Origin of the sequence: Roseococcus thiosulfatophilus (assembly GCF_017311575.1) — a bacterium.
GTDB classification, from domain to species: domain Bacteria; phylum Pseudomonadota; class Alphaproteobacteria; order Acetobacterales; family Acetobacteraceae; genus Roseococcus; species Roseococcus thiosulfatophilus.
In genome coordinates this window covers 42,428-67,464 of the sequence record NZ_JAFFQY010000044.1, presented here as the reverse complement: position 1 = coordinate 67,464, position 25,037 = coordinate 42,428, and the positions used below count along the sequence as shown (strand labels likewise).

Genomic DNA, 25,037 nt, shown 5'->3' with positions numbered 1-25,037 from the left:
AGCAAACGCCGGCGCCGCCTGTAGAAAACGAGGCGTCAGCCATGCAGGTTCTCCGTGACGAAGCCGCCCGCCCCGCATCTTCTCCAGGCCGTGGCCTGCGGCGGACGACGCGACGCGATTGACGAGGTGGCGCTGTCCCACGCGCGTGGCCTCATGGAGGCGGGGGCGCGCGTCACCACGCTCGCCAAGCTGCCGGCGCCGCGCATGGCGGCGCACCGCGAAAGCGGCGCCAGGGTGGAGCATGTGGGGATGCTCGATACCACGCTCTCGGCCGCGAACCCCTGTCTCGTGCTGCGCCTGGCCTGGCGGATGCGGCGCGAGGGGGTGCAGGGCGTGCTCATCCACACCGGCAAGGCCTATCCGCTGCTGCGCCTGGCGGCGCCGCGCGGCGTGCCGCTGATCTCGGTCTGCCATGGGCCCAATTTCGGGCTGCGGCTGGGCGCGGACATCATCCTCTGCCTCAACGCGGAACAGGAGGCGCGGGTGCGCGCGGCCCTCGGCCGCCGCGCGGCGAACAAGCGCATCCTGGTGCTGCCCAACCCCTCGGTGCTGCCCGACATGGACCCCCTGCCCGCCCCCGCGCTGCGGCTGATGGGTGCCACGGCGCGGGGCGAGGTGGTGGTGGGCTTCCTCGGCCAGCTGCGCGCGGTGAAGGGGCTGGACCTGCTGGTGGAGGCCGTGGCGTCGCTGGTGGAGCAGGGTGTGCCGCTGCGCCTTCGCATCGGCGGCACGGGCGAGGCACGGGCGGCGATGGAAGCCGAGGCCGCGCGGCGCGGCCTGCTGGAGCGTGTGGAGTTCCTGGGCTGGGTGGAGGACCGCGTCGCCTTCTTCGCGGGCGTGGACATCTTCGCCTGCCCCTCGCGCGAGGAACCCTTCGGCCTGGTGGCGGCGCAGGCCATGCTGCTGGGCGTGCCGGTGGTGGCGTCCGATGCGGCGGGGTTTCGCGCGCAGATCACGCCGGGTGCGACGGGCACCCTGGTCCCGCGGGGCGATGCGGCCGCGTTGGCGGCGGCGATCCGTGCGGTGATGGAGGCGCCCATGGTGGCGCGGGACATGGCGGCGGCGGCGCAGCGCCAGGCCAGCCAGCAAGGGGACCGAAGGCGGATCGCGGAACGGATCCTGGCCGAGATCGAGGCGTGGCGCGCGGGGCGCGCGCGCTAGGCGGGATCCGCCCCGGCGCGCGCGGCACCGGGGCGGACCATTCACGCGGCCTCAGCTCGCCGGCGTGTCGCCGGTGGCTTCCGGCGCGGGGGCGGCGGGGGCCTCGGCCTGGCTGGCCTTGCGCGCGGCGCGCGTGGCGGCGGCCTTGCGGGCGGCCTCGACGCGCTTCGGGTCAGGCCCGGCGGCGGGCTTCGCGGCCTTCTTCGCCGCGGGCTTGGCGGCGGCCTTCTTCGCGGGCGCGGCCTTCTTCGCGGCGGCCTTCTTCACGGGCGCGGCCTTCTTCGCGGCGGGCTTGGCCGCGGCCTTCTTCGCGGGGGCCGCCTTCTTCGCGGCAGGCTTCGCGGCCGCCTTCTTCGCGGGCGCGGCCTTCTTCGCCGGGGCCGCCTTCTTGGCCGCGGCCTTCTTGGCGGGCGCGGCCTTCTTCGCGGCGGCCTTCTTCACGGGCGCGGCCTTCTTGGCGGCGGCCTTCTTGGCGGGCGCGGCCTTCTTCGCGGCCGGCTTGGCGGCGGCCTTCTTCGCGGGGGCGGCCTTCTTGGCAGCAGGCTTCTTCGCGGGCGCCGCCTTCTTGGCGGGCGCGGCCTTCTTCGCGGCCGGCTTCTTGGCCGCGACGCGCGCGCGCGCGCTGGCGGGCTTGGCGCTGCGGCGGCCGCCGGGCGCCACGGCCATCGCCATCGCGCGTGGGGTGCTGTCGCTGGTCTCGTTGCTGTCGGTCACTGTGGCATCTCCTTCGCGCGGGGCGCGCGTTTTCCTTTGAGGGGCAAATCAACGGGAATGGGCAAGGCCCGCGCGGCACACGCCGCGAGAGGCCAGGCCCGGCACGCAGGCAGGGCGATGCGGAAACGGCGCCACGGATGCGCCGCGCGGAGAGCCGCGGCACCATGCCGCCTGCCCTTGCGCCTCTTCCTTCGGGAGATGTCCCGCGGGGGAGTCCGAACCACGAATCACGAATGATTCCTCTGCACGACGCCCGCGCTGTCCAGCGATTCCAGGCATCCGATCCTGGCTCTCGCGCCGCGCGCGGATGAGCGTTGGAAGGGACGAATCGCGCGTCAATGCGTGCGTGTTGAACGCTATCGGAACGCGCATGATGCGTGTCAAATATTATCTGCTTTTTCGCGCGCAAAATCCTTTTCCGCGCGCGTGCAACCCATCTCGAAAAGCATCGTGGGCATGATGCGCGGCGCGACGTGAACGTCGCGCCGCGATGTCGTCAGCCGCGCTGCGCGATGGGCGTGACGGGCCGCTGCTCCAGCCCGTTGTAGAGCGACAGCGGGCGGATGAGGCGGTTGTCGGCCGCCTGCTCCAGCACATGCGCGGCCCAGCCGGTGATGCGGCTGCACACGAAGATGGGCGTGAACATCGGGATGTCGAAACCCATCAGGTAGTAGGCGGGGCCGGCCGGGAAATCGAGGTTGGGGTGGATGCGCTTCTCCTCCAGCATCACCTTCGCGAGCACGGCGGAGGTGTTCATCCACCGCTTGTCGCCCACCACCTCCGCCATGATCTCGGCGTATTTCTTCATGGTCGGCACGCGGCTGTCGCCGTTCTTGTAGACGCGGTGGCCAAAGCCCATCACCAGCGCCTTGTGGTCGAAGCGCTCGCGCAGCCAGGCTTCCGCGGCCTCGGGCGAGGGGATCTCCTTCAGCATGTGCATCACCGCCTCATTGGCGCCGCCATGCAGCGGCCCCTTGAGGGCCGCGATGCCCGCCGTGATGGCGCCGTGCATGTCGGCCATGGTGGAGGTGACGACACGGGCGGCGAAGGTGGAGGCGTTGAAGGTGTGCTCGGCGTAGAGGATCATGCTGACGTCGAAGGCCTTGATGACCTCCTTCGCCGGCACGCGGCCGAAGACCATGTGGAAGAAGTTCTCGCAGAAGGGCAGCGAGGCATCGGGCGCGATGGGCTCGAGCCCCTTGCTCAGGCGGTTGGTGGCCGCCACCGCCGTCGGGATGCGCGCCAGGAGCCGCACCGCCTTGCGGCGCTGCGCGGCGTCGCTGATGTCGGCGCATTCGGGGTCCTCCATGCCCATGAAGGAGACGGCGGTGCGGATGGCGTCCATCGGGTGCGCGTCGCGCGGGAAGTCGCGCAGCACGCGCAGCAGGGCGGGGCTGAGGGCGCGCTCGGCCTTCTCGGCCGCCTGGAAGTCACGGAGCTGGGCCGCGGTGGGCAGCTCGCCATTCCACAGCAGGTAGGCGACCTCGTCGAAGCTCGCCTCCTCGCAGAGGTCCTGCACGGCATAGCCGCGATAGGTGAGGCTGTTGGTCTCCGGCATCACCTTGGAGACGCTGGACTCGTCGGCATAGACGCCGACCAGGCCCTTACGGACTTCGATGGCTTCGGACATGGCGTGTCTTCCTCTCGCTTGTTGCACCGCAGCTTAAGCGCGCATGGCGACGAAACAAGCGGGGGGCGCCCGCGGCGTGAATCGGCCGCGTGGCGTCCTGCGTCCGATCGATGCGGGCAGCGCCCGCGGCGTGAATCGGCCGCGTGGCTAACCCCTCGGCGCGGCCGCCCGTGCCAGGCGGTCGCGGATGGCCGGCGCCAGGCCCTCGCCCGGCACCGGCATGGCGGCGATGCCACGAAGGCCGAGGCGCTGCCCCTCCGCGTCCAGCCGCCGCAGCGCGCCGAAGAGGTTCCGCGCGGCCTCCGTCGCATCCCGCGCCTCGGAAAGCTGCGCGACCAGCGCGGCACCCGGCAGCGGCGGGCCGAAGGCCAGCAGCGCCTCATCCGCCGCGACTTCGGTGGCGTCGAGGCGCAGCGGCAGCGTGGGCGCGTAGTGCGACAGCAGCAGCCCGGGGCTTCGCAGCGTGGGCGCGGGGCCCGCGCCCGGCGGGATGGGCCGGCCCACCGGGCCGATGATGGCCTCGATGGCCTCCACCGGCACGCCGCCCGGGCGCAGCAGCACGGCCTTGCCGCCCGAGAGGTCCAGCACGGTGGATTCGACGCCCACCGCGCATTCCCCGCCATCGAGGATGGCGGCGATGCGGCCTTCCAGCTCCTCCATCACATGGGCGGGCGTGGTGGGGCTGACGCGGCCGGAGCGGTTGGCGGAGGGTGCGGCCACGGGCGTTCCCGCCGCGCGCAGCACGGCCAGGGCCAGCGCGTGGTCCGGCACGCGCACGGCGAGCGTGTCGAGGCCCGCGCCCGCCAGCAGGTCCACGCGGCAATCGGCGCGGCGCGGCAGCACCAGCGTCAGCGGGCCTGGCCAGAAGGCGGCGGCCAGGGCGCGGGCGCGATCATCGGCGCGAACTTCCGCGAAGGCCGCCTCGGCATCCGGGAAGTGGCAGATCAGCGGGTTGAAGTGCGGGCGGCCCTTCGCCTCGAAGATGGCGGCGACGGCGGCGCCGTTCCGCGCATCGGCGCCGAGGCCATAGACGGTCTCGGTGGGGAAGGCGACGAGGGCGCCGGCGCGCAGCAGGGCGGCCGCGTCCAGCGCATCGTCCAGCAGCGCCGTCACCGCGTTATTCGGCGCCCCAGGCGATGAAGCCCTCGTTGCGGTAATTGGCCTTGCCGTAGAGCAGCGTCTTGCCGTGCGGGTCGTGCATGCGCCCGCCGGCGGCCTCCAGCACCGCCTGCGCGGCCGCCGTGTCCCATTCCATGGTGCGGCCATCGAGGCGCGGGGAGACATCGGCGATGCCCTCCGCGATGCGCGCGTATTTCAGCGCGGAGCCCATGGGGATGGTCTCGACCACCGGCACGGGCGGCGTGAAGCCGGCCTCGCCCGTGTCCTTGCGGTGGCTGCGGCTGGCCATCAGCACCAGGCCCGTGGCGGGCATGGGGCGTGCCTTGATGGGCGTGCGGACGCCGCCACGTTCCACCCAGGCGCCCTGGCCCAGGATGCCGGCATAGAGGGCGGGCTCGGCCGGGGCGCCAAGGACGCCCAGCACGGCGCGGCCATTCTCGATCAGCGCGATGCAGGTGCAGTATTCGGGCAGGCCGGCCGCGAATTCCTTGGTGCCGTCCAGCGGGTCCACCAGCCAGAAGCGCGGGGCCACGGGCGGGATCACGCCGTCGGACATCGCCTCCTCGGCGATGATGGGGATGTCGGGGGTGGCCGCGCGCAGCCCCTCGGTGATGATGCCCTCGCTGATGCGGTCGGCGGCGGTGACGGGGCTGGCATCGCCCTTCCGCTCGACTTCAAATCCGGCGCGGCGGATGGCTTCGATGGCCTGCCCCGCGTCATGCGCGAGGCGGGCGGCGAGTTCGAGAAGGGCGGAATGATCCATGTCCTTCCGTGTATCCCCGCGCGATGGGCTGACGCAATCGGCGCCAGGGCCTATCTTCCAGCCTTCATGTCCCAGCCAGGAGCCCCCATGCTCGACATCGCCTTCGCCAAGCCCGCCCTGCCCAAGGCGGGCGGCCTCGTCCTGCTGCTGGCCGAGGAGGCGGCACCCACGGGCCTCGCGGCCACGCTGGATGCCGCGATGGAGGGGGGCCTCGTCCGCGCGCTGGAGGCCGCGGGCTTCAAGGGCCGCAAGGGGCAGAGCACGACGCTCTGGGCGCCCGCCCCGGGCATCGGCAAGCTGCTGGTGCTGGGCATGGGCAAGGAAGGGGGTGCCGCCGCCGCCGAGAAGCTGGGTGGCGCCGCCGCCGCCGCCATGGCGAGCGAGGTCACGGCCATGATCGCCGCCGATGGGCTGCCGGCGGCCGAGGCGGCCTCGGTGGCGATGGGCGCCGCGCTGCGCCACTACCGCTTCGACCGCTACCGCACCACGGAGAAGGCCGAGGACAAGCCGAAGCTGTCCAAGCTGACGGTCGCCACCGGCGAGGGCACGGCGGCCAAGGCGGCCTGGGCGCCGATGAAGGCCGTGGTGGAGGGTGTGTTCCTGGCGCGCGACCTCGTCTCCGAGCCGCCCAATGTGCTGAACCCCGTCGAGTTCGCCAAACGTTGCGAGGCGCTGTCCTCCCTCGGCCTGGAGGTGGACGTGCTGGGCGTGAAGGAGATGCGGAAGCTCGGCATGGGGGCGCTGCTGGGCGTGGCGCAGGGCTCCATCAATGAACCGCGCCTGGTGGTGATGCGGTGGAACGGGCTCTCCAAGGGCAAGAAGGCCAGCAACCCGGTCTGCTTCATCGGCAAGGGCGTGACCTTCGACACGGGCGGCATCTCCATCAAGCCCGCGGGCGGCATGGAGGACATGAAGTGGGACATGGCCGGCGCCGGCACCGTGGCGGGGCTGATGGCGGCACTCGCCGGCCGCAAGGCCAAGGTGGACGCGGTGGGCTTGCTGGGCTTGGTCGAGAACATGCCGGGCCACAACGCGCAGCGGCCGGGTGACGTGGTGACCAGCGCCTCGGGCCAGACCATCGAGGTGATCAACACCGACGCGGAAGGCCGCCTCGTGCTGGCGGATGTGATCCACTACGCGATCGAGAAGTACGATCCGAAGTTCATGGTGGACCTCGCGACCCTGACGGGCGCCATCATCGTCGCGCTTGGCCATGAGCATGCCGGCCTCTTCGCCAATGACGACGAACTCGCCGCGCGGATCGTGGCGGCGGGCCAGGCCACGGGCGAGGCCTGCTGGCGCATGCCGCTGGGCGATGCCTATGACAAGCAGATCAAGTCCGACATCGCCGACATGAAGAATGTGGGCGGCGGGCGCGCCGGCGGCTCCATCACGGCCGCGCAGTTCATCCAGCGCTTCGTGCAGAAGAAGCCCTGGGCGCATCTGGACATCGCCGGCACCGCCTGGTCGTCCAAGGACGCGCCCACCACGCCCAAGGGCGCCACGGCCTTCGGCGTGCGGCTGCTCGACCGCATGGTGGCCGAGCACTACGAGGGCTGAGCCGGGTGCTGCGCCTCCGCGCGGAGGCCCCGCCCGGCGCGCTGGTGCTGCGGCCCGTGCTGGAGGGGGGCGAGCCGCACCCCTCGGGCTTCGAGGGGCGGCCGGGCCAGGTGCTGGAGCTGCACCCGAAGCTGCGCTGGGTGGGGGCGGATGGCGCCTCCAACGCCCCGCAATGGGAGGCGGTGGGGGCGGCCTGCATCCGCGCGGCGGGCGAGGCGGCGCGCGTCGCCATTGACGCGCGCGGCCTGCCCGATGCGGTGGCGGTGGCGCTGGGTGCGGGCGCGGTGCTGCGCGCCTGGCGCTTCGAGGCGCTGCAACCCCGCCGCACGCCGGGGCCGCGGCGCCTGTCGCTGCTGGTGGATGATCCCGACCGTGCCGCCCCCCTCTGGGCGCGTGCGAAGGCGGGGCTGGATGGGGCGCTCCTCGCCCGCGAATTGGTGGCGGAACCCGCGAACCGCCTGCACCCGCGCGAATTCGCCCGCCGCCTGAAGGCGCTGGAGGCCGAGGGGCTGGAGGTGGAGGTGCTGAAGCCCGCCCAGCTTCGCAAGCTCGGCGCGGGCGGGTTGCTCGCCGTGGGCCAGGGGGCGGCGGAGGGGCCGCGCCTCGTCATCCTCCGCTGGAAGGGCGCCTTCGCGGCACCGCCCGTGGCCTTCGTGGGCAAGGGCATCTGCTTCGACACGGGCGGCATTTCCATCAAGCCCGCGCAGGGCATGGAGAAGATGCGGGGCGACATGGCGGGGGCCGCCGCCTGCGCGGGGGCGATGCTGGCGCTGGCCCGCCGCAACTCGCCCTGCCCCGCCGTGGCCGTGCTGGCGCTGGCCGAGAACGCCACCAGCGGCCACGCCTACCGGCCAGGCGATGTGCTGCGCATGCTCTCCGGCCGGACGGTGGAGATCATTGATACCGACGCCGAAGGCCGCCTGGTGCTGGCCGATGCGCTGCACTACGCCGCCATGCGCTTCAAGCCACAGGCCATCCTGGACCTCGCCACGCTGACGGGCAGCGTGGTGACGGCACTCGGCACGCACCGCGCGGGGCTCTATGGCAATGAGGCCGCGCTGGGGGCCGCCGTGGCCGCGGCGGGCGAGGCGGTGGGCGAGCGCCTCTGGCCCCTGCCCATCGGCGAGGCGCATCGGCGCGACCTGGACAGCCCCATCGCCGATCTGCGGCAATGCGCCCCCGCCGGCCCGCTGCTGCCCGATGCCTGCCACGCCGCCGCCTTCCTGCGGGAATTCGTGGGGCTGCTGCCCTGGGCGCATCTGGACATCGCGGGGGTCTCGGAGGAAGCGGGCGAGGAGGGGCTCGCCCCGCGCCATGGCCCCACGGGCTTCGGCGCGCGGCTGCTCGACGCGCTGGTGGAACGCCATTTCGAGGACCCCCACCGGGTCTGACCAGGGAGGACATGCCATGAAGGCCGTCTGGTACGAACGCACCGGCCCCGCGCGCGAGGTGCTGGTCTTTGGCGACATGCCGACCCCCATCCCCGGCCCGGGCGAGGTGCTGGTGCGGCTCGCGGCCTCCGGCGTGAACCCCTCCGACTGGAAGGCGCGCGGCGGCAGCCGGCCCATGCTCGCCCCGCGCATCATCCCGCACAGCGATGGCGCGGGCATCATCGAGGCGGTGGGGCTGGGGGTGGAGCCCAGCCGCATCGGCCAGCGCGTCTGGGTGTGGAACGGGCAGTGGAAGCGCGCCCATGGCACCGCCGCGCAGTGCATCGCCATCCCCGAGGCGCAGGCCGTGCCGCTGCCGGCGGGCACCAGCTTCGAGGCGGGGGCGTGCCTGGGCATTCCCGCACTCACCGCGCTGCGCGCCTGCCTGACCGATGGCGGCGTGGCGGGGCAATCCGTGCTGGTGGCGGGCGGCGCGGGGGCGGTGGGGCACTACGCCATCCAGTTCGCGCGGCTGCTCGGCGCGCGCAGCATCATCGCCACCGTCAGCAGCCCGCAGAAGGCGGCGCACGCCATGGCGGCCGGCGCCGATGCCTGCGTGGACTATCGGCGCGAGGACGCCGGCGCCCGCGTGCGCGAACTGACGGACGGGCGCGGCGTGGACCGCGTCATCGAGGTGGACATCGCGGCCAACGCGAAGCTGCTGCCGCAGGTGCTGGCGCAGGATGGGCTGTGCGTCGTCTATGGCTCGGGCGCGGCCGAGTTCACCCTGCCCTTCTTCCCCATGATCCTGGGCGGCATCGGGCTGCGCTGCTTCATCGTCTATGAACTCTCCGCCGCCGCGCGGGCGGAGTGCGAGGGGCTGCTGACGCGCTTCCTGGCGGAGGGCCGGTTGCAGCACGCCATCGCGGGCACGCTGCCGCTGGCCGAATGCGCGGCGGCGCATGAGATCGTGCAGGCGGGGGATGCGATGGGCAACATCGTCCTGAGCATGTCTTGACCGGGCCGATTCACGTGGCCGGCGCTGAGCACCAGCCACGATCGGCACCTTGCTCGGCCGGGCCGATTCACGCGGCCGACGCTGCGCACCGGCCACGATCGGACCGGTAGATGGCCGAGATAGGCTTCTACCACCTGACACGCTCCAGCCTGGAGCAGGCCCTGCCCCGGCTGCTGGGCCGCGTGCTGGCGCTGCCGGCGCGGGCGCTGGTGCTCTGCGCGGGGCCGGAGCGGCTGACCTCGCTCGACGACGCGCTCTGGACCTGCATCGAGCCCGACTGGCTGCCGCATGGCACGCGGGATGCCGAACTCCAGCCCATCTTCCTCACCACCGAGGACGGGCCGCCGGCCAATGGCGCCCGGCACCTCTTCCTGACCGATGGGGCGGAAAGCGCCTGCCTCGACCTCTATGAGCGCGTCTTCGACCTCTTCGACGGGGGCGACGAGGCGGCGGTCGCGGCCGCGCGGCGGCGCTGGGCGGCGGCGAAGGCGGCCGGCCACACCCTCGCCTACTGGCAGCAGACGCCATCGGGCTGGGAGCGCAAGGCCTGAGGGTCTGCAAATCCCCGGCCCCCATGCTATCTTACGGCACGGACACACACGCCCCCGCCGCCGGGGCGGCAAGGGTTGGATCGGATTTTGGGGTTCTGGGGCAAGATCATCGGCGGCATCGCCGGCTTCGCGACCGGCGGGCCGCTCGGCGCCGTGCTGGGCGCGGCCGCGGGCCATGCGGCCGATGCGGGCGGGCTGCGGCGGCGCCTGGGGCCCGATGCGGCCAGCCTCGCCTCCCTGCTCGGCTCCAAGGAGCAGTTGTTCGCCATCTGCGTGGTGGTGCTCTCGGCCAAGCTCGCGAAATGCGACGGGCCGGTGGTACGGGCGGAGATTGACGCCTTCAAGCGCCTGTTCCGCATCCCGCCGCAGAACATGAAGGATGTGGCGCGCCTGTTTGACGAGGCGCGCGACAGCGCCGACGAGTTCGAACCCTTCGCCGACCGCCTGGGCCAGGCCTTCGCCGACAACCGCACCATCCTGGAGGATGTGCTGGCGGCCCTCTTCCAGATCGCCCGCGCGGACGGGCCGCTGACGCGGGGCGAGGTGCGCTTCCTCCAGCGCGTGCAGACGGGCTTCGGCCTCGATGCGCGCAGCTGGGAACGCGCCCGCGACGGCCAGGCGCGGATGGATGGCGGGCAGCCCGGCTTCGACCCCTATGCCGTGCTGGGCATCCCGGCCAACGCCTCGGACGAGGATGTGCGCGCGGCCTGGAAGCGGCTGATGCGCGAGAACCACCCGGATGCGCTGGCCTCGCGCGGGGTGCCGGCGGAATTCATCCAGCGCGCCACGGGGAAGGTGGCCGAGATCAACGCGGCCTGGGACCGGATCAAGCGCGACAGGAAACTTTAACCCCACGAAATCGCTTCGCGCTTTCGCGGGGGCCCCGCAACCACCCCACGAAATCGCTTCGCGCTTTCGCGGGGGCCCCGCAACCACCCCACGAAATCGCTTCGCGCTTTCGCGGGGGCCCCGGTTTGGCGCCTCTCCTGGCCGGTGCCGCCGTTGGCCCGGCAAAGCCGCGCCGCCGACCAGAGGGGGCGGGTTGCGAGGACACCCTGCCTTCCGCCGCGCTTCCCCTGCCGGTCAGGCCGCTGTTAGCATCGGACAAACCCGCGCCGCGGAGACGTCCATGCCCGACACCGGCCTGCACCCCGAAGCAACCCACACCGCCGCCACCGAGCATTTCGACGTGCTCATCGTGGGCGCCGGCATTTCCGGGGTGGGGGCGGCCTATCACCTCACCACGCAGCGGCCGGGCACCAGCTTCGTGGTGCTGGAGGCGCTGCACAGCTTCGGCGGCACCTGGCTCACGCACAAATATCCCGGCATCCGGTCGGACAGTGACCTCTACACCTTCGGCTACCGCTTCAAGCCCTGGGTGGGGCCGCCCATCGCCGCCGCCTCCGAGATCCTGAACTACATGGGCGAGGTGATCGCGGAAAACGGCCTCGCGCCGCATATCCGCTACAACCACGCCATCCACAGCGCCGCCTGGGACAGCGACGCCAAGCTCTGGACGCTGGAGGCGACCGACACCGCCACCGGCCAGCGCCGGCGCTTCACCTGCAACTTCCTCTGGATGTGCCAGGGCTATTACCGCCACGCGGAGGGCTACACGCCGGAATGGCCCGGCATGGAGAAGTTCCAGGGTCAGGTGGTGCACCCGCAGACCTGGCCCAAGGGGCTGGACTATGCTGGCAAGCGCGTCATCGTCATCGGCTCCGGCGCCTCGGCCGCCACCATCGTGCCGGCCATGGCGGGGCGGGCGGGGCATGTGACGCTGCTCCAGCGCTCGCCCACCTGGTTCCGCATCGGGCGCAACGGGATTGATATCGCGGACCAGCTGCGTGAGTTGAACGTGGACGAGAGCTGGGTGCACGAGATCGTCCGCCGAAAAATCCTGTTCGAGCAGGCGAAGTTCACCGCCCGCAGCTTCAGCGAACCGGAGAAGGTGGCCGAGGAACTGCTCGCCAATGTCCGCGCCATCGTGGGCGAGGATTACGACATCGGCACCCATTTCACCCCGCGCTACCGCCCCTGGCACCAGCGCCTCGCTTATGTGCCCGATGGCGACCTGTTCCAGGCCGTGGCCGCCGGCACGGCCAGCGTGGTGACGGATGAGATCGAGTGCTTCACCCCCGCCGGCATCAAGCTGAAGTCAGGCCAGGAGCTGGAGGCGGACCTCATCGTCACCGCCACGGGCTTCGAGCTGAACGTGCTGGGTGACATCGCCTTCACCATTGATGGCCGGCCGCTCGCCTTCCACGAGACCGTGACCTATCGCGGCATGATGTTCACGGGCGTGCCCAACATGGCCTGGGTCTTCGGCTATTTCCGCGCCTCCTGGACGCTGCGGGCCGACCTGGTGGGGGATTTCGTCTGCCGCCTGCTGGCCGAGATGGAGCAACGGGGTGCGAGGCAGGTGGAGGTGGCGCTGCGGCCCGAGGACCACAACATGCCCCTCCTGCCCTGGATCGACCCCGAGAACTTCAACCCGGGCTACCTCATGCGCGGCATGCACCTGCTGCCCAAGCGCGGCGACAAGCCCGAATGGCAGCACAACCAGGACTATTGGCGCGAGAAGGACGAGTTCCCGGCCATTGACCTGAAGGACGCGGCCTTCGTGTATTCATGAATCTCCGCGTCGAGGAGCGGCCCTCGCCCAACCATGACGCCCGCCCCGAGGGGGCGGCGGTGGACATGCTGATCCTGCACTACACCGGCATGAAGACGGGCGCCGAGGCGCTGGCGCGGCTGCGCGACCCGGAGGCGGGCGTCTCCTCGCACTACCTGGTGGAGGAGGATGGGCGCATCTTCCGCCTGGTGGACGAGGCCCGCCGCGCGCGCCATGCGGGCGTGTCGCATTGGGGCGGGCGGAGCGCGCTGAACGCCGTCTCCATCGGCATCGAGATCGTGAACCCCGGCCATGAATGGGGCTACCGCCCCTTCCCCGCGCTGCAGATGGCCGCGGTGGCGGACCTCTGCCTCGACATATTGGCCCGCCACCCCATCCCCGCCCGCCATGTGCTGGCCCACAGCGACGTGGCGCCCGACCGCAAGGAGGACCCGGGCGAGCTGTTCGACTGGGAGGGGCTGGCGAAGTGCGGCGTCGGGCTTTGGCCGAAGGAGGACGCCGCGCCGGAGGCCGATGCGCTGACCCTGCTCGGCCGCATCGGCTACCGCACCGACCTTCCCCTGCCCGTGCTGGTCACGGCCTTCCAGCGCCATTGGCGGCCCGACCGGGTGGATGGCGTGGCGGATGCGGTGACGCTGGCGCGCATGGCCGGGCTGCTGCGCGCCATCGCATGACCGAAGCGGAGTTCGCCCACCGCGTCCTGGCCCATGGGCGGATGGCGGCGCTGCTGCGCGCCGCGGCCCGGCATGGGCCGCCCGGCGGCTGGCTCGGCGCCGGCTTCCTGCGGAACGCGGCCTGGGACTGGCTGCATGGCCGCGAGCCCGATCCGGACGCGGCCGACCTGGATCTCGTCTTCCACGCGCCGGGGCTGGACACCGCGCCCTTCGCCGCGGGCCTGGCCCAGGCCGAGCCAGGCCCGCGCTGGGAGGTGGTGAACCAGGCGGGGCTGATGCCGGCCGATGACCTGGCCGGCGCCATCGCCCTCTGGCCCGAGACCGCGACCGCCATCGCCGCCCGCTGGGAGGGCGGGCGGCTGGCGTTGCTGGCGCCGCATGGCTGGGCGGACCTCTTCGCGCTGCGCCTGCGCCCCACCCCGGCCTTCGCCCAGCGCCGCGCGGTGGTGGAGGCGCGCGCCGCCGCGCGTGGCTGGTTCGCGCGCTGGCCCGGGCTGGCCTGGGCCTGACCTGCCCACCCCAGGCTTGACCCCTCCCGCCCCCGGGCGCAACAGAAGCGCGGTGCCGGGGGGCCGGGCGACCGCTGGCGGGCGAGAGATCGCGCGCTGGAGGAAAGTCCGGGCTCCACGGAAGGACGGTGCCGGCTAACGGCCGGCGGGGGCGCAAGCCCTCAGGGAAAGTGCCACAGAGAACAGACCGCCACGCCCGAGAAATCCGGCGCGGCAAGGGTGAAACGGTGGGGCAAGAGCCCACCGCGCTTCCAGCAATGGCGGCGGCACGGCAAACCCCACCGGGAGCAAGGCCGAATAGGGAGGGCCGCGGTAACGCAGGGGTTTTCCGCCCCGCCCTCCGGGTTGGCCGCGCGAAGCGGGTGGTGACACCCGCTCCAGAGGAATGGTCGCCCAGGCGCGCAAGCGCCGGACAGAACCCGGCTTACAGGCCCCTCGGCACCACCATACCACAGCCAAAGCCAGTGTGGCCGTGCTGCCACACCCCCGCGCGAAACCCACACCGGGCTACAACCGGCTTGTCACGCTCAAGCTGAATGCATTGATTTTATTGTGTTTCTCAAAATGCCCTCTCAGCGCCGTCCCATAATATCCCTTGATTAGGGGCATCCACCCAGATACAACACACCCAGCCCAGACGGGGTGAGCAAGCTCGGGGGGGCGAGCCATCACCGGAAGGGTTTGGTCGGGCGAGCCGGCGGGGTCGGGGGGCCTCGTCGGCCGCTGTTCCACCCCGGAGCCGGGGCGGGGCGGCGACGCCGAACCCCCCAGGGCGCAACGGGGGGTCACCGACGGTCGCGATGGTCGAATTCGTCGGATCCCTCGATGGCACGCTGGACAAGAAGGGGCGTTGCTCCGTTCCCGCCGATTTCCGTCGCCAGCTCAACAGCCAACCCCTCTACCTTCGCCCTTCCGTGCGCGGCACCTTCCTCGAAGCCTGGCCCTCCATGGACTTCGCCGCCACCGATGCGCCGCGCCTCGGCCCGCTCGACATCCCGAGCGAGGAGGAGGATGACCGCCTCTACGCCCTCATCGCCGTGGTCGTGCCGGTCCAGCCGGACGCGGAAGGGCGCATCATCGTCCCGCCGCACCTGATCCGTCACGCGGAACTCGGCAACGAATTGTATTTCGTGGGCCGCCGCAGCTTCTTCGAGATCTGGTCGCGCCAGGCCTTCGACGCGCGCCTGGCGCGGGCCCTCGCCGCCACCCGCCCGATGCCGAGGGCGTCATGACCCATATCCCCGTCATGCTCACCGAGGTGCTGGACACGCTGGCCCCCCGCGCCGGCGAAGTGATCCTGGACGGCACCTTCGGCGGCGGCGGCTATGCGTCCGCCTTCCTCGATGCCGCCCCCTGCACCCTCTGGGCCATGGACCGCGACCCGGACGCCATCGCGCGCGGCGCCGCACTCGCCGCGCGCCATCCGGGAAGGCTGCACCTCATCGAGGGACGCTTCGGCGACATGGTGGCGCATCTCGCCGCGCGCGGCGTTTCGGCACTCGACGGCGTGGTGCTCGATCTCGGCGTCTCCTCCTTCCAGCTCGACACGCCGGACCGCGGATTCTCCTTCCGCGCGGACGGGCCGCTCGACATGCGGATGGGCCGCGACGGGCCTTCCGCCGCCGACCTCGTGAACACGCTGGACGAGCGCGAGCTGGCCGAGCTGATCTGGGAATTCGGCGAGGAACGCCATTCGCGCCGCGTGGCCCGCGCCATCATCCGCGCGCGCGCGGAGGCCCCCTTCACCACCACCGCGCAGCTCGCCGAAGTGATCCGCCGCGCCGTCCCGCGCGACCCCTCGGGCCTCGATGGCGCGACGCGCAGCTTCCAGGCGCTGCGCATTCGCGTGAATGACGAGCTGGGGGAGGTCACGCGCGGGCTGGAAGCTGCGATGAGTCTGCTTTCACCCGGTGGGCGAATCGTTGTGGTGTCTTTTCACTCGCTGGAAGATCGCATCGTGAAGCGCGCCTTCCAGAAGGCCTCCGGCCGCATGCCCGCCGCCTCCCGCCATGATCCGGGCGCGCTGATGGCCGCCCACGCCCCCACGCGCTTCGAGCTGCTGACGCCGCGCTCGCTCCGCCCTTCCGCCGCCGAGATCGCCGCCAACCCACGTTCCCGCAGCGCGCATCTGCGCGCGCTGCGCCGCAAGCCCGAGGCCGTGCCATGCTGATCCGACCCCTCGCCTTCCTGGGCTGCCTCGCCTTCCTGGGCACGGGCTTCCACGTCTACTCCATCAAGGCGGAGGTGGACGCGGTGGAGGCGGAGCTGCGCCGCACCCTGCAGGCGACCGAGGCCGAGCGCGTGCAGACGCGCACCCTCTCCGCCGAATGGGCGCGACTGACCGACCAGGACCGGCTGCAGGCCTTGGCCGCGGCGCACCTGCCGGACCTGGTGCCCACCACGCCGCAGCAATTCCTGCGCGTGGCCGATGCCGGGCGGCGGCTGCCCGCGCCCGCCGAATTCGCCGGCGGCCCCGGCGCCTTCCGCCCGCGCACCGATGTGGCGGCCGCGCCGGGCGAGGTGCTGGTCTTCTCCGCGCGCACGATGCTGGCTGAAGCGCGGCCCGCCGCGACATTGGCCGATGCGCGGCCTGCCGCGAGGTTCACCGACGCGCGGCCCGCTTCCGTGTCCGATGCGCCGGCGCCCGCGCCGCTGGTGGCCGCGCAGGTCGCGGCCGCGGTGGCGCCCGTGGTGACGCCGGCCCCCGCGCCGCAGGCCGTGGCGGTGGCGGTGGCGCCCACGCCCGTCGCCACGCCCGCCCCGCGCGCCACCCCCGTGGCCGCACGCGCGCCCGAACCCCGCCGCGCGCCCGAGCCCCGCCCCGCCCCGCGCCTCGCGGAGGCCCCGGCCCGCCCGGCCCCGGCCCCGCGTGAGGTCGTCGCCGCCCGCCCCGCCGCCGACCCCGCGCTGCGGACCGCGATGCATGTGCGCGCCGCCCCCATGGCGCCGCCCATGCCGCAGGCGGGTTCCATGCTCGGCGGCGGCGTCTCCCTGCCACCCCCCGTGCCCTTCGGCCGATGAACCTGCCCCCCGCCCCTCCGCCGCTCCCTCCAGAGGCCTCGCCCGTCCGGCCCGCGCCCCGCGCCGCGCTGCGCCGCCCCGCCCCGCGCCAGCCCGACCATCACCGCCAGATGCGCGCGCGGCTGGGCTTCGCCACCTTCGGCTTCGCCATGCTGTTCGGCGCCGTCGCGGTCACGCTGGCGGACCGCACGGTGATCAACCCGGCTTCCTCGGCCATCGCCCAGCCGCGCCCCCTCCCCCGCGCCGAGCCGCCCGTGACGCGCGCCGAGATCGTGGACCGCAACAACGAGGTGCTGGCGGTGACGGTGCGCGGCCGCGCCCTCTACGCGCGGCCCGCCCATATCCAGGACCCCGAGGCGGTGGCGGCGCTGCTGCACCCCATCCTGCCGCACCTGGACCGCGAGCGCCTGGTGGCGCGCCTCTCGCCGCCCTACGTCTTCGCCTACATTGATCGCTTCATCACGCCCCGCCAGGAAGAGGCGATCAACGCGCTCGGCATCGTCGGCCTGAACTTCGAGACGGCCGAGCGCCGCACCTACCCCCGAGGGCGCGACGCGGCGCATGTGCTGGGCCTGGTGGACGTGGACAACCAGGGCCTCTTCGGCGCCGAGCGCTGGTTCGATGAGCGCCTGCGGGTGGACCGCAACGCGCTGCGCCTCTCCCTCGACATCCGGGTGCAGCGCGAGCTGCGCGAGACGCTGGCCCACACCATCGAGCGCTTCAGCGGCATCGGCGGCGTCGCCATGGTGATGGACGTGAACACGGGCGAGATGCTGGGCATGGCCTCGCTGCCCGATTTCAGCGGCGCGGACCCGGCCGGCTCGCCGCCCGGCAACCGCTTCCACCGCGCGGTGGAGGGCGTCTATGAGCCCGGCTCCACCATGAAGCTGCTGACGGCGGCCATGGCGCTGGAACTGGGCACGGTGCAGATGCATTCGGGCTTCGACGCCTCCCGCCCCATCCGCTTCGGCCGGCACTCCATCAGCGATTTCCGCGGCAAGAACCGCTGGCTCGCGCTGCCCGAGATCATCGCGTACTCGTCCAACATCGCCTCCGCGCACATGGCGATGACGGTGGGCACGGCGCGGCACCGGGAGTTCCTCTCGCGCTTCGGCATCGCGCGGCACCAGCGCCTGTCCATCGAGCTGCCGGAATCGGCGGCCATCCTGCTGCCCGGCGAGCGCGACTGGCGCGACATCCACACCATGACCATCGGCTTCGGCCATGGCGTCTCCATCACGCCGCTGCACGTCATCAACGCCGCCGCCACGCTGGCCAATGGCGGGCTGTTCCGCACCCCCACCATCCTGGCCCAGCCCGACGGGGCGCAGCGCGAGGGCACGCGCGTCATCAGCGAGCGCACCTCGCACCAGATGCGCCGGCTGATGCGGATCGCGGTGACCGAAGGCTCGGCGCGCGGCGCCAATGCGCCCGGCTATTTCGTCGGCGGCAAGACGGGCACGGCGCTGAAGCCCAACGCCAATGGGCGCGGCTATTCGACCGACCGCCGCGTCTCGGCCTTCGTGGGCGTCTTCCCGATGCACGCGCCGCGCTATGCCGTCTATCTCATGGTGGATGAGCCGCGGCCGCGCGCCGACACGGGCCCGTTCGCGACCGCGGGCGTGGTCGCCGCGCCTGCGGCCGGCCGCGTGATCCAGCGCGTGGCCCCCATCCTGGGCCTGGTGCCCGAGACGGAGCGCCTGGCCGAGATCGAGCAATCCCTGCACGTGCCGCTGCAGCCGGCCCGGCCGCGCGCGCCCGCCACGGCGCCCATGGCGGCACCCCGCCAGCCCGCCGCGCGCCCCGCCCCCGCCATCGCGCCCACCCTGCCCGAGGTGGCGCCCATCCGGCGCACCGGCTTGCCCCAGGGCGCCATCCAGACGGCCGAGGGCCGCCATGCGGCTCCATGACCTACTGGCCCGCGCGGGTCTGACCGCCGAAGGTCCTGACGCCGAGATCACGGGGCTGACGGCCGACAGCCGGGCGGTGCGGCCGGGCTTCCTCTTTGCCGCCCTGCCCGGCGTGAAGGCCGATGGCGCGCGCTTCATCGCCGATGCCCGCGCGCGCGGCGCGGTGGCCGTGCTGGCGGGGGCCGGCGTGGCGGCGGAAGCGGGGCTGGCCTGGATCACGGCGGCCGACCCGCGCCTGGCATTGGCCCGCCTCGCCGCCGCCTTCCATGGCGCGCAGCCCGCGCATGTGGTCGCCGTCACGGGCACCAATGGCAAGACCAGCACCGTGGAGTTCACGCGGCAATTGCTGGCGGCGGAGGGGTGGGCGGCGGCCTCGCTCGGCACGCTCGGCCTGCGGGCGCCCGGACTGCCGGAGGAGGAGAGCCTCACCACCCCCGACCCCGTGGCGCTGCACGCGACATTGGCGAAGCTGCACGCGGCGGGAGTGACGCATCTCGCCATGGAGGCGAGTTCGCACGGGCTGGACCAGCGGCGGCTGGATGGCGTGGCACTGGCGGGTGCCGGCTTCACCAACCTGACGCGCGACCACCTGGATTACCACGGCGGCATGGCCGCATACCGCGCGGCCAAGCTGCGGCTGTTCGACACGCTGCTGCCCGCCGGCGCGCCCGCCGTGCTGCATGCGGGCATGGAGGCGGAGACGCTGGCGGCCCTGCGCGCGGTGGCCGCGGCGCGCGGGCTGCGGGCCATCGAGGTGGGCGACGGCGCGGGCGAGGTGGCGTTGCTCGACCACGCGCCGCTGCCGCGCGGGCAGCGCCTCGACCTCGACGTGGCGGGCGTGCGGGGCGAGGTGGAAATCCCCCTGCCCGGCCGCTTCCAGGCCGACAACCTGCTGGTGGGGCTGGGCCTCGGGCTGGGGCTGGGCGTGGCGCCCGCCGCCCTGCTGGCCGCGCTGCCGGGGCTGTCCGGCGTGCGCGGACGGATGGAGCTGGCCGCCACCCTGCCCAATGGCGCCGCCATCTATGTGGACTACGCCCACACGCCCGATGCGCTGGCGCGGCTGCTGGCCGCACTCCGGCCTCATGTCGCGCCGGGGGCGCGGCTGCATGTGCTGTTCGGCGCGGGCGGCGACCGGGACCCGGGCAAGCGGCCCCTGATGGGCGCCGCCGCCGCCCAGGGCGCCGACAGGGTCTGGGTGACGGATGACAACCCCCGCTCCGAAGACCCCGCCGCCATCCGCGCCGCCGTGCGCCTGGGCGCGCCGGGGGCGGTGGATGCGGGGGGGCGCGAGGACGCCATCGGCGCCGCGCTGGCCGCCCTCGGCCCCGGCGACGTGCTGGCCGTGGCCGGCAAGGGGCATGAGCGGGGGCAGAGCATCGCGGGCGTGACCCACCCCTTCGACGATGTGGAGGTGGTGCGCCGCCTGGCGGGACGGGTGGCGGCATGAGCGCGCTCTGGACCGCCGAGGAACTGCGCGCGGCGACCGGCGGCGCCTGCGGCGACGGCCTGGCCGTGACCGGCGTCACCATTGACACCCGCGCGACCGGCGCGGGCGACCTCTTCGTGGCGCTGCGCGCCGCGCGCGACGGGCATGACTTCGTGGCCGAAGCCTTCCTGCGCGGCGCCGCCGCCATGGTGGACCGCGACATGGCCGGCGGCCCCACCCTGCGCGTGGCCGACACGCTGGCCGGGCTGACGGCGCTGGGCGCGGCGGGCCGGGCGCGGAGTGCCGCGCGCGTGATCGCGGTCACGGGCTCGGTCGGCAAGACCACCACCAAGGACATGCTGGCGCGGGCCTGCGCGGGATTGGGCCCCACCCATGCCGCGGCGGCCAGCCACAACAACCATTGGGGCGTGCCGCTGACCCTGGCGCGCCTGCCGCGTGACGCCGAATGGGCCATCATCGAGATCGGCATGAACAACCCGGGCGAGATCGCCCCCCTGGCCCGCCTCGCCGCGCCGCATGTGGCCGTCATCACCACCATCGGCACGGCGCATATCGGCAACATGGGCAGCGTGGAGGCCATCGCGGATGAGAAGGCCGCCATCATGGCCGGCCTCGGCGCGGGGGGGATCGCGGTGCTGCCGCAGGACAGCCCGCATTTCGACCGTCTCGCGGGCCATGCCGCGGGCTTCGGCGCGCGGGTGATCGGCTTCGGCGAGGCGCCGGAATGCGCCGCCCGCCTGCTCGCCTTCCGGGGCGAGGCCATGGGCAGCGTCGCGGAATGCGACCTGCTGGGCCGGCATGTGGAGATCAGGCTGGCCCAGCCCGGGCGGCACATGGCGCTGAACGCGCTGGCGGCGCTGACGGCCATCCAGGCGGCCGGCGGCGATGCCGGGCTGGCGGCCGCCGCACTGGACGGCTTCGGCGCCGCGGCCGGCCGGGGCGCCATGCGCCGCATCGCCACGCCGGATGGCGGGACGGCCCTGCTGCTCGATGAAAGCTACAACGCCTCGGACAGCGCGGTGCGGGCGGCGCTCTCGGTGCTGGCCGGGCAGAAGGCCCGCCGGCGCATCGCCGTGCTGGGCGACATGCTGGAGATGGGCGAATTCGGCCCCGACCTGCATGCCGGTCTGGCCAGCGATGCGGCGGACGCGGCCGACCTCGTGTTTGCCTGCGGGCCCCTGATGGGGCATCTCTTCGCCGCCCTGCCCCCCGCCCGCCGGGGGGCGCACATGCCGGACGCGGCGAGCCTGGCCCCCGTGGTGGCGGCGGCGCTGCGCGAGGGCGATGCGGTGCTGGTGAAAGGTTCCCTCGGCATGCGGATGGCCGAGATCATCCGCGCCCTGACCGAGAGGACTGCCTGATGTTGCCCATCCTGCTCGCCCCGCTGGCGGACGAGTTCTTCCTGTTCAACCTGGCGCGCTACCTGACCTTCCGCGCGGGGGCCGCCTGCATGACGGCGCTGGTGCTGTGCCTGGTGTTCGGCAAGCCCATCATCGCCTGGCTGCGGAGCTTCCAGCCGGCGGGCCAGCCCATCCGCGAGGACGGGCCGCAAAGCCACCTGCTGACCAAGAAGGGCACGCCCACCATGGGCGGCGTGCTGATCCTCTTCTCGCTCACCATCGCGGTGCTGCTCTGGGCCGATCTTCGCAACGGCTTCGTCTGGCCGGTGCTGCTGGTGACGCTGGGCTATGGCGCGCTGGGCTTCGCCGATGACTGGCTGAAGGTGACCAAGCGCAACACCAAGGGCGTGTCGGGGCGGATGAAGCTGCTGGTGCAGGGGGGCATCGCGCTGGCGGCCGCCATCTGGATCAGCCTGCTGCTGCCGCCCGGCCTGTCCAGCACCATGGCGGTGCCCTTCTTCAAGGACATCCTGGTGCCGCTGGGCATCCTCTTCCCGGTGATGGGCGCCTTCGTGATGGTGGGCGCCTCCAACGCGGTGAACCTGACGGACGGGCTGGACGGGCTGGCCATCGTGCCGGTCATGATCGCGGCCGCGGTCTTCGCGCTGATCGCCTACCTGGTGGGCAACCGCATCTTCGCGGACTACCTGCAGCTGCATGGCGTGCCGGGGGCGGGGGAGCTGGCGGTGTTCTGCTCGGCGCTGATCGGCGCCTCGCTGGGCTTCCTGTGGTTCAACGCGCCGCCGGCGGCGGTGTTCATGGGCGACACGGGCTCGCTCGCGCTGGGCGGCGCGCTGGGCTCGATCGCGGTGGCCACCAAGCATGAGATCGTGCTGGCCATCGTGGGCGGGCTCTTCGTGGTGGAGACGCTCTCCGTCATCATCCAGGTGTTCTGGTTCAAGCGGACGGGGCGGCGGGTGTTCCTGATGGCGCCGCTGCACCACCATTTCGAGAAGAAGGGCTGGGCGGAGCCCACCATCGTGATCCGCTTCTGGATCATCGCCATGGTGCTGGGGCTGGTCGGGCTCTCCACGCTGAAGATCCGCTGATGGCCGGCTTCGCCCCCTTCGCCGGGATGCGCGTCGCGGTGGTGGGGCTCGGCCGCGCCGGGTTGCCGGCCGCGCGGCGACTGGCCGAATGGGGGGCGGAGGTGACGGCCTGGGATGACCGCGAGGGGGCGCGGGCGGAGGCGGCCGGGCTGCGGGTCGCGGACCCCGCCGCGGGCTTCGATTTCGACGCGCTGCTGCTCTCGCCCGGCATCCCGCACACCCTGCCCGCGCCGCACCCGGCGGCGGCGGCGGCGCGGGCGGCCGGCAAGCCCGTGCTGAGCGATGTGGAGTTCCTGTATCGCGCCGTGCGCGCGAGCGGGTCGCGCGCGCGCTTCGCGGGCATCACCGGCACCAATGGCAAGAGCACGACGACGGCCCTGCTGGGCCACCTGCTGGGGCGCGCCGGCGTGCCCTGCGCGGTGGGCGGAAATCTCGGCCCCGCGGCGCTGGACATGCCGCTGCTGGGCGATGACGGCGTGTATGTGCTGGAGATGTCCTCCTACATGCTGGAGCGAATCGATACGGTTCGATTCAACTGCGCCGCGATGCTGAACCTCAGCCCCGACCATCTGGACCGGCATGGCGACATGGCGGGCTATCTCGCCGCCAAGGCGCGCATCTTCGCGCGGCAGGAGGCGGGGGATGTGGCGGTGCTGGGCCAGGGCGATGCGCCCACGCGCGGGCTGGCTGCGGGCCTCGCCGCACGGGTGGTGCTGCTGGCCGAGGGCGGCGTCTGGTGGGAGGGCCACCTGCTGCGCGACGCGCTTGGGGAGATCGCGGACCTCGCCGCCTGCCCCACCCTGCCCGGCGCGCACAACGCGCAGAACGCGGCCGCCGCCTGCGCCATGGCGCTGGCGCTGGGCGTGGACCGCGCCACGCTGGCCGAGGGGCTTTCCACCTATCCCGGCCTGCCCCACCGGCAGGAGGTGGTGCGGCGCATCGGCCCCGTCGCCTTCGTGAACGACAGCAAGGCCACCAATGCCGACAGCACGGCCTGGGCGCTCTCCTCCTATCCGCGCGTGGTCTGGATCGCGGGCGGGATGGGCAAGGCGGGCGGCATCGCGCCGCTGGCCCCCTTCTTCGACCGCGTGGCCGAGGCCTTCCTGATCGGCCGCGACGCGGGGGAATTCGCCGCGACGCTCGCCGCGCATGGCGTGCCGCACCGGCTTTGCGGCACGCTGGAGGAAGCGGTGCCGCTGGCGGCGCGCGCCGCCCTGTCGGGTGCGGCGGAGGTGGTGCTGCTCTCGCCCGCCGCCGCCTCCTGGGACCAGTTCACGGGCTTCGACGCGCGGGGCGATGCCTTCCGCGCCATGGTCGCCGCCCTTCCACAAGGAATGCCCGCATGAGCCTCGTCCGCGTGGACCATTCGACGGTGGGGCGCTGGTGGGCCAGCCTGGACCGCTGGACGCTCGCCGCGCTGCTGGCGCTGGTGGGCATCGGCTATGTGATGATGCTCTCGGCCTCGCCGGCGGTGGCCGAGCGGATCGGCGCCTCGTCGCGCCACATGTTCCTCACGCGGCAGGTGGTCTATTCGCTGATCGCCGTCATCGTGATGGTGGGCGTCTCCATGCTCCCGGTGAAATGGGTGCTGCGCGCGGCCATGCTGGGCGCCATGGGGGCGCTGGTGCTGACGGCCGCCACGCTGGTCATCGGCACCGAGATCAAGGGCGCGCGGCGCTGGCTCTCCTTTCCCGGCGGTTCGTTGCAGCCCTCGGAATTCCTCAAGCCCTGCCTCGCGGTGGCCGTGGCCTGGCTGCTGGCGGAAGGCCGGCGCGAGGGGCGTTTCCCCGGCCTGCTCATCGCCATCGGCCTGATCGGCGGCGTGGCGTGGCTGATGAAGCAGCAGCCCGATATCGGCATGCTGGCCGTGATCGTGGCGGTGTTCCTGGCGCAGGTCTTCGTCTCGGGCATCAACCTGATGTGGGTGGTGGCCGGCGCGGGCGCGGTGGCGGGGATGGCGGTGCTGGCCTTCACCCTGCACGGCCATGTGCGCTCCCGCATCCAGCGCTTCCTCAACCCGGAATCGGGCGACAATTTCCAGATCCGCATGTCGCTGGAGGCCTTCGGCAATGGCGGCATGTTCGGCCGCGGCCCGGGCGAGGGCCGAGTGAAGGACGTGCTGCCCGACGCCCATGCGGATTTCGTCTTCCCCGTGGCGGCGGAGGAATTCGGCCTCATCACCTGCCTGCTCATCCTGGGCCTCTTCGCCTTCATCGTGCTGCGCGGGCTGTGGCGGCTGATGGACGAGCGTGACGTGTTCGTGAGCCTGGCGGCCACCGGCCTGCTGGTGCAGTTCGGCCTGCAGGCCTTCATCAACATGGGAAGCTCCCTGCACCTGATCCCGACCAAGGGGATGACGCTGCCCTTCGTGAGCTATGGCGGATCCTCCGTCGTGGCGCTGGCGCTGGGCATGGGCTTCCTGCTGGCGCTGACGCGGCGGCGCCCCGCGCGGGGCGAGGAAGCCAACCCCTTCACGGCGGGGCTTCGCGCCCCCTTCCCGACGTGA

General features: G+C 72.9%; 22 protein-coding genes and 1 other RNA gene. 19 read left to right on the top strand and 4 right to left on the bottom strand.

All coding sequences use genetic code 11. From position 1 onward, the window contains the following. The first annotated feature begins 54 nt into the window (after positions 1-54). A complete protein-coding gene (locus tag JTN19_RS20550; protein WP_206933714.1) occupies positions 55-1,161 on the top strand; it encodes a glycosyltransferase in 1,107 nt (368 codons plus the stop codon). Positions 1,162-1,212: 51 nt separating this feature from the next. Here the strand turns inward: JTN19_RS20550 and JTN19_RS13590 are convergent, their stop codons facing one another. The 4 genes from JTN19_RS13590 to JTN19_RS13575 all read right to left on the bottom strand — a co-directional run bounded on the left by JTN19_RS13590 (position 1,213) and on the right by JTN19_RS13575 (position 5,387). After that, positions 1,213-1,875, bottom strand: a complete 663-nt coding sequence (locus tag JTN19_RS13590) for a hypothetical protein (protein WP_206933713.1) — start codon at positions 1,873-1,875, stop codon at positions 1,213-1,215. A 496-nt stretch (positions 1,876-2,371) separates the two neighbouring features. Continuing rightward, entirely contained in the window at positions 2,372-3,505 is a 1,134-nt protein-coding gene (locus JTN19_RS13585) for a bifunctional 2-methylcitrate synthase/citrate synthase (RefSeq protein ID WP_206933711.1), read from the bottom strand. 147 nt (positions 3,506-3,652) lie between these two features. Continuing rightward, positions 3,653-4,618, bottom strand: coding sequence for an L-threonylcarbamoyladenylate synthase (locus JTN19_RS13580; protein WP_340643328.1), 966 nt, complete (start codon positions 4,616-4,618; stop codon positions 3,653-3,655). Positions 4,619-4,622: 4 nt separating this feature from the next. Continuing rightward, positions 4,623-5,387, bottom strand: coding sequence for a 3'(2'),5'-bisphosphate nucleotidase CysQ family protein (locus JTN19_RS13575; protein ID WP_242531139.1), 765 nt, complete (start codon positions 5,385-5,387; stop codon positions 4,623-4,625). 87 nt (positions 5,388-5,474) lie between these two features. Here JTN19_RS13575 and JTN19_RS13570 point away from each other — a divergent pair, with 87 nt between their 5' ends. The 18 genes from JTN19_RS13570 (at position 5,475) to JTN19_RS13485 (ending at position 25,037) form a co-directional block, all read left to right on the top strand. Then, a complete protein-coding gene (locus tag JTN19_RS13570; RefSeq protein ID WP_206933699.1) occupies positions 5,475-6,947 on the top strand; it encodes a leucyl aminopeptidase in 1,473 nt (490 codons plus the stop codon). Positions 6,948-6,952: 5 nt separating this feature from the next. Continuing rightward, a complete protein-coding gene (locus JTN19_RS13565) occupies positions 6,953-8,338 on the top strand; it encodes a leucyl aminopeptidase family protein (protein WP_206933697.1) in 1,386 nt (461 codons plus the stop codon). Positions 8,339-8,354: 16 nt separating this feature from the next. Further along, positions 8,355-9,335: an NADPH:quinone reductase gene (locus JTN19_RS13560; RefSeq protein ID WP_206933695.1), complete on the top strand. Its 981-nt coding sequence runs from the start codon at positions 8,355-8,357 to the stop codon at positions 9,333-9,335. Positions 9,336-9,445: 110 nt separating this feature from the next. Further along, complete coding sequence (locus JTN19_RS13555) at positions 9,446-9,886, top strand: DNA polymerase III subunit chi (protein WP_206933693.1); 441 nt, start codon at positions 9,446-9,448, stop codon at positions 9,884-9,886. Positions 9,887-9,973: 87 nt separating this feature from the next. Next, a complete protein-coding gene (locus tag JTN19_RS13550; protein WP_206934062.1) occupies positions 9,974-10,735 on the top strand; it encodes a TerB family tellurite resistance protein in 762 nt (253 codons plus the stop codon). Positions 10,736-11,015: 280 nt separating this feature from the next. Beyond that, entirely contained in the window at positions 11,016-12,521 is a 1,506-nt protein-coding gene (locus JTN19_RS13545) for a flavin-containing monooxygenase (protein WP_206933691.1), read from the top strand. Further along, on the top strand, positions 12,518-13,195 hold the full coding sequence (locus JTN19_RS13540; RefSeq protein WP_206933690.1) for an N-acetylmuramoyl-L-alanine amidase: 678 nt from the start codon (positions 12,518-12,520) through the stop codon (positions 13,193-13,195). The genes JTN19_RS13545 and JTN19_RS13540 overlap by 4 nt, the downstream gene beginning before the upstream one ends. Further along, on the top strand, positions 13,192-13,704 hold the full coding sequence (locus tag JTN19_RS13535) for a nucleotidyltransferase family protein (protein WP_206933688.1): 513 nt from the start codon (positions 13,192-13,194) through the stop codon (positions 13,702-13,704). The genes JTN19_RS13540 and JTN19_RS13535 overlap by 4 nt, the downstream gene beginning before the upstream one ends. A gap of 55 nt (positions 13,705-13,759) precedes the next feature. Beyond that, an RNA gene (rnpB, locus tag JTN19_RS13530) (RNase P RNA component class A) lies at positions 13,760-14,147 on the top strand. Between the two features lie 357 nt (positions 14,148-14,504). Further along, positions 14,505-14,936 (top strand): division/cell wall cluster transcriptional repressor MraZ, encoded by a 432-nt coding sequence (locus JTN19_RS13525; RefSeq protein WP_206933686.1) that lies wholly within the window; start codon positions 14,505-14,507, stop codon positions 14,934-14,936. Further along, positions 14,933-15,874, top strand: a complete 942-nt coding sequence (gene rsmH, locus JTN19_RS13520; RefSeq protein ID WP_206933685.1) for a 16S rRNA (cytosine(1402)-N(4))-methyltransferase RsmH — start codon at positions 14,933-14,935, stop codon at positions 15,872-15,874. Before JTN19_RS13525 ends, rsmH begins: the two co-directional genes overlap by 4 nt. After that, a complete protein-coding gene (gene ftsL / locus JTN19_RS13515) occupies positions 15,868-16,725 on the top strand; it encodes a cell division protein FtsL (protein WP_206933683.1) in 858 nt (285 codons plus the stop codon). The genes rsmH and ftsL overlap by 7 nt, the downstream gene beginning before the upstream one ends. Next, a complete protein-coding gene (locus tag JTN19_RS13510; RefSeq protein WP_206933681.1) occupies positions 16,722-18,635 on the top strand; it encodes a peptidoglycan D,D-transpeptidase FtsI family protein in 1,914 nt (637 codons plus the stop codon). Before ftsL ends, JTN19_RS13510 begins: the two co-directional genes overlap by 4 nt. Further along, positions 18,622-20,082 (top strand): UDP-N-acetylmuramoyl-L-alanyl-D-glutamate--2,6-diaminopimelate ligase, encoded by a 1,461-nt coding sequence (locus tag JTN19_RS13505; RefSeq protein WP_206933680.1) that lies wholly within the window; start codon positions 18,622-18,624, stop codon positions 20,080-20,082. Before JTN19_RS13510 ends, JTN19_RS13505 begins: the two co-directional genes overlap by 14 nt. Further along, a complete protein-coding gene (locus tag JTN19_RS13500) occupies positions 20,079-21,443 on the top strand; it encodes a UDP-N-acetylmuramoyl-tripeptide--D-alanyl-D-alanine ligase (protein WP_206933679.1) in 1,365 nt (454 codons plus the stop codon). The genes JTN19_RS13505 and JTN19_RS13500 overlap by 4 nt, the downstream gene beginning before the upstream one ends. Continuing rightward, positions 21,443-22,531: a phospho-N-acetylmuramoyl-pentapeptide-transferase gene (gene mraY, locus JTN19_RS13495; protein WP_206933678.1), complete on the top strand. Its 1,089-nt coding sequence runs from the start codon at positions 21,443-21,445 to the stop codon at positions 22,529-22,531. The genes JTN19_RS13500 and mraY overlap by 1 nt, the downstream gene beginning before the upstream one ends. Further along, complete coding sequence (gene murD / locus JTN19_RS13490; protein ID WP_206933676.1) at positions 22,531-23,877, top strand: UDP-N-acetylmuramoyl-L-alanine--D-glutamate ligase; 1,347 nt, start codon at positions 22,531-22,533, stop codon at positions 23,875-23,877. Before mraY ends, murD begins: the two co-directional genes overlap by 1 nt. Beyond that, positions 23,874-25,037 carry an FtsW/RodA/SpoVE family cell cycle protein gene (locus tag JTN19_RS13485; RefSeq protein WP_206933675.1) on the top strand — a complete coding sequence of 388 codons (1,164 nt, stop codon included), beginning with the start codon at positions 23,874-23,876 and terminating at the stop codon, positions 25,035-25,037. Before murD ends, JTN19_RS13485 begins: the two co-directional genes overlap by 4 nt.

Excerpts from the sequence above, each read along its gene's own strand:
- JTN19_RS13585 (WP_206933711.1), bottom strand. The coding sequence starts at position 3,505 with ATGTCCGAAGCCATCGAAGTCCGTAAGGGCCTGGTCGGCGTCTATGCC.
- JTN19_RS13575 (WP_242531139.1), bottom strand. The coding sequence starts at position 5,387 with ATGGATCATTCCGCCCTTCTCGAACTCGCCGCCCGCCTCGCGCATGAC.
- JTN19_RS13570 (WP_206933699.1), top strand. The coding sequence starts at position 5,475 with ATGCTCGACATCGCCTTCGCCAAGCCCGCCCTGCCCAAGGCGGGCGGC.
- JTN19_RS13560 (WP_206933695.1), top strand. The coding sequence starts at position 8,355 with ATGAAGGCCGTCTGGTACGAACGCACCGGCCCCGCGCGCGAGGTGCTG.
- JTN19_RS13555 (WP_206933693.1), top strand. The coding sequence starts at position 9,446 with ATGGCCGAGATAGGCTTCTACCACCTGACACGCTCCAGCCTGGAGCAG.
- JTN19_RS13545 (WP_206933691.1), top strand. The coding sequence starts at position 11,016 with ATGCCCGACACCGGCCTGCACCCCGAAGCAACCCACACCGCCGCCACC.
- JTN19_RS13540 (WP_206933690.1), top strand. The coding sequence starts at position 12,518 with ATGAATCTCCGCGTCGAGGAGCGGCCCTCGCCCAACCATGACGCCCGC.
- JTN19_RS13535 (WP_206933688.1), top strand. The coding sequence starts at position 13,192 with ATGACCGAAGCGGAGTTCGCCCACCGCGTCCTGGCCCATGGGCGGATG.
- JTN19_RS13525 (WP_206933686.1), top strand. The coding sequence starts at position 14,505 with ATGGTCGAATTCGTCGGATCCCTCGATGGCACGCTGGACAAGAAGGGG.
- rsmH (WP_206933685.1), top strand. The coding sequence starts at position 14,933 with ATGACCCATATCCCCGTCATGCTCACCGAGGTGCTGGACACGCTGGCC.
- ftsL (WP_206933683.1), top strand. The coding sequence starts at position 15,868 with ATGCTGATCCGACCCCTCGCCTTCCTGGGCTGCCTCGCCTTCCTGGGC.
- JTN19_RS13510 (WP_206933681.1), top strand. The coding sequence starts at position 16,722 with ATGAACCTGCCCCCCGCCCCTCCGCCGCTCCCTCCAGAGGCCTCGCCC.
- JTN19_RS13505 (WP_206933680.1), top strand. The coding sequence starts at position 18,622 with ATGCGGCTCCATGACCTACTGGCCCGCGCGGGTCTGACCGCCGAAGGT.
- JTN19_RS13500 (WP_206933679.1), top strand. The coding sequence starts at position 20,079 with ATGAGCGCGCTCTGGACCGCCGAGGAACTGCGCGCGGCGACCGGCGGC.
- mraY (WP_206933678.1), top strand. The coding sequence starts at position 21,443 with ATGTTGCCCATCCTGCTCGCCCCGCTGGCGGACGAGTTCTTCCTGTTC.
- murD (WP_206933676.1), top strand. The coding sequence starts at position 22,531 with ATGGCCGGCTTCGCCCCCTTCGCCGGGATGCGCGTCGCGGTGGTGGGG.
- JTN19_RS13485 (WP_206933675.1), top strand. The coding sequence starts at position 23,874 with ATGAGCCTCGTCCGCGTGGACCATTCGACGGTGGGGCGCTGGTGGGCC.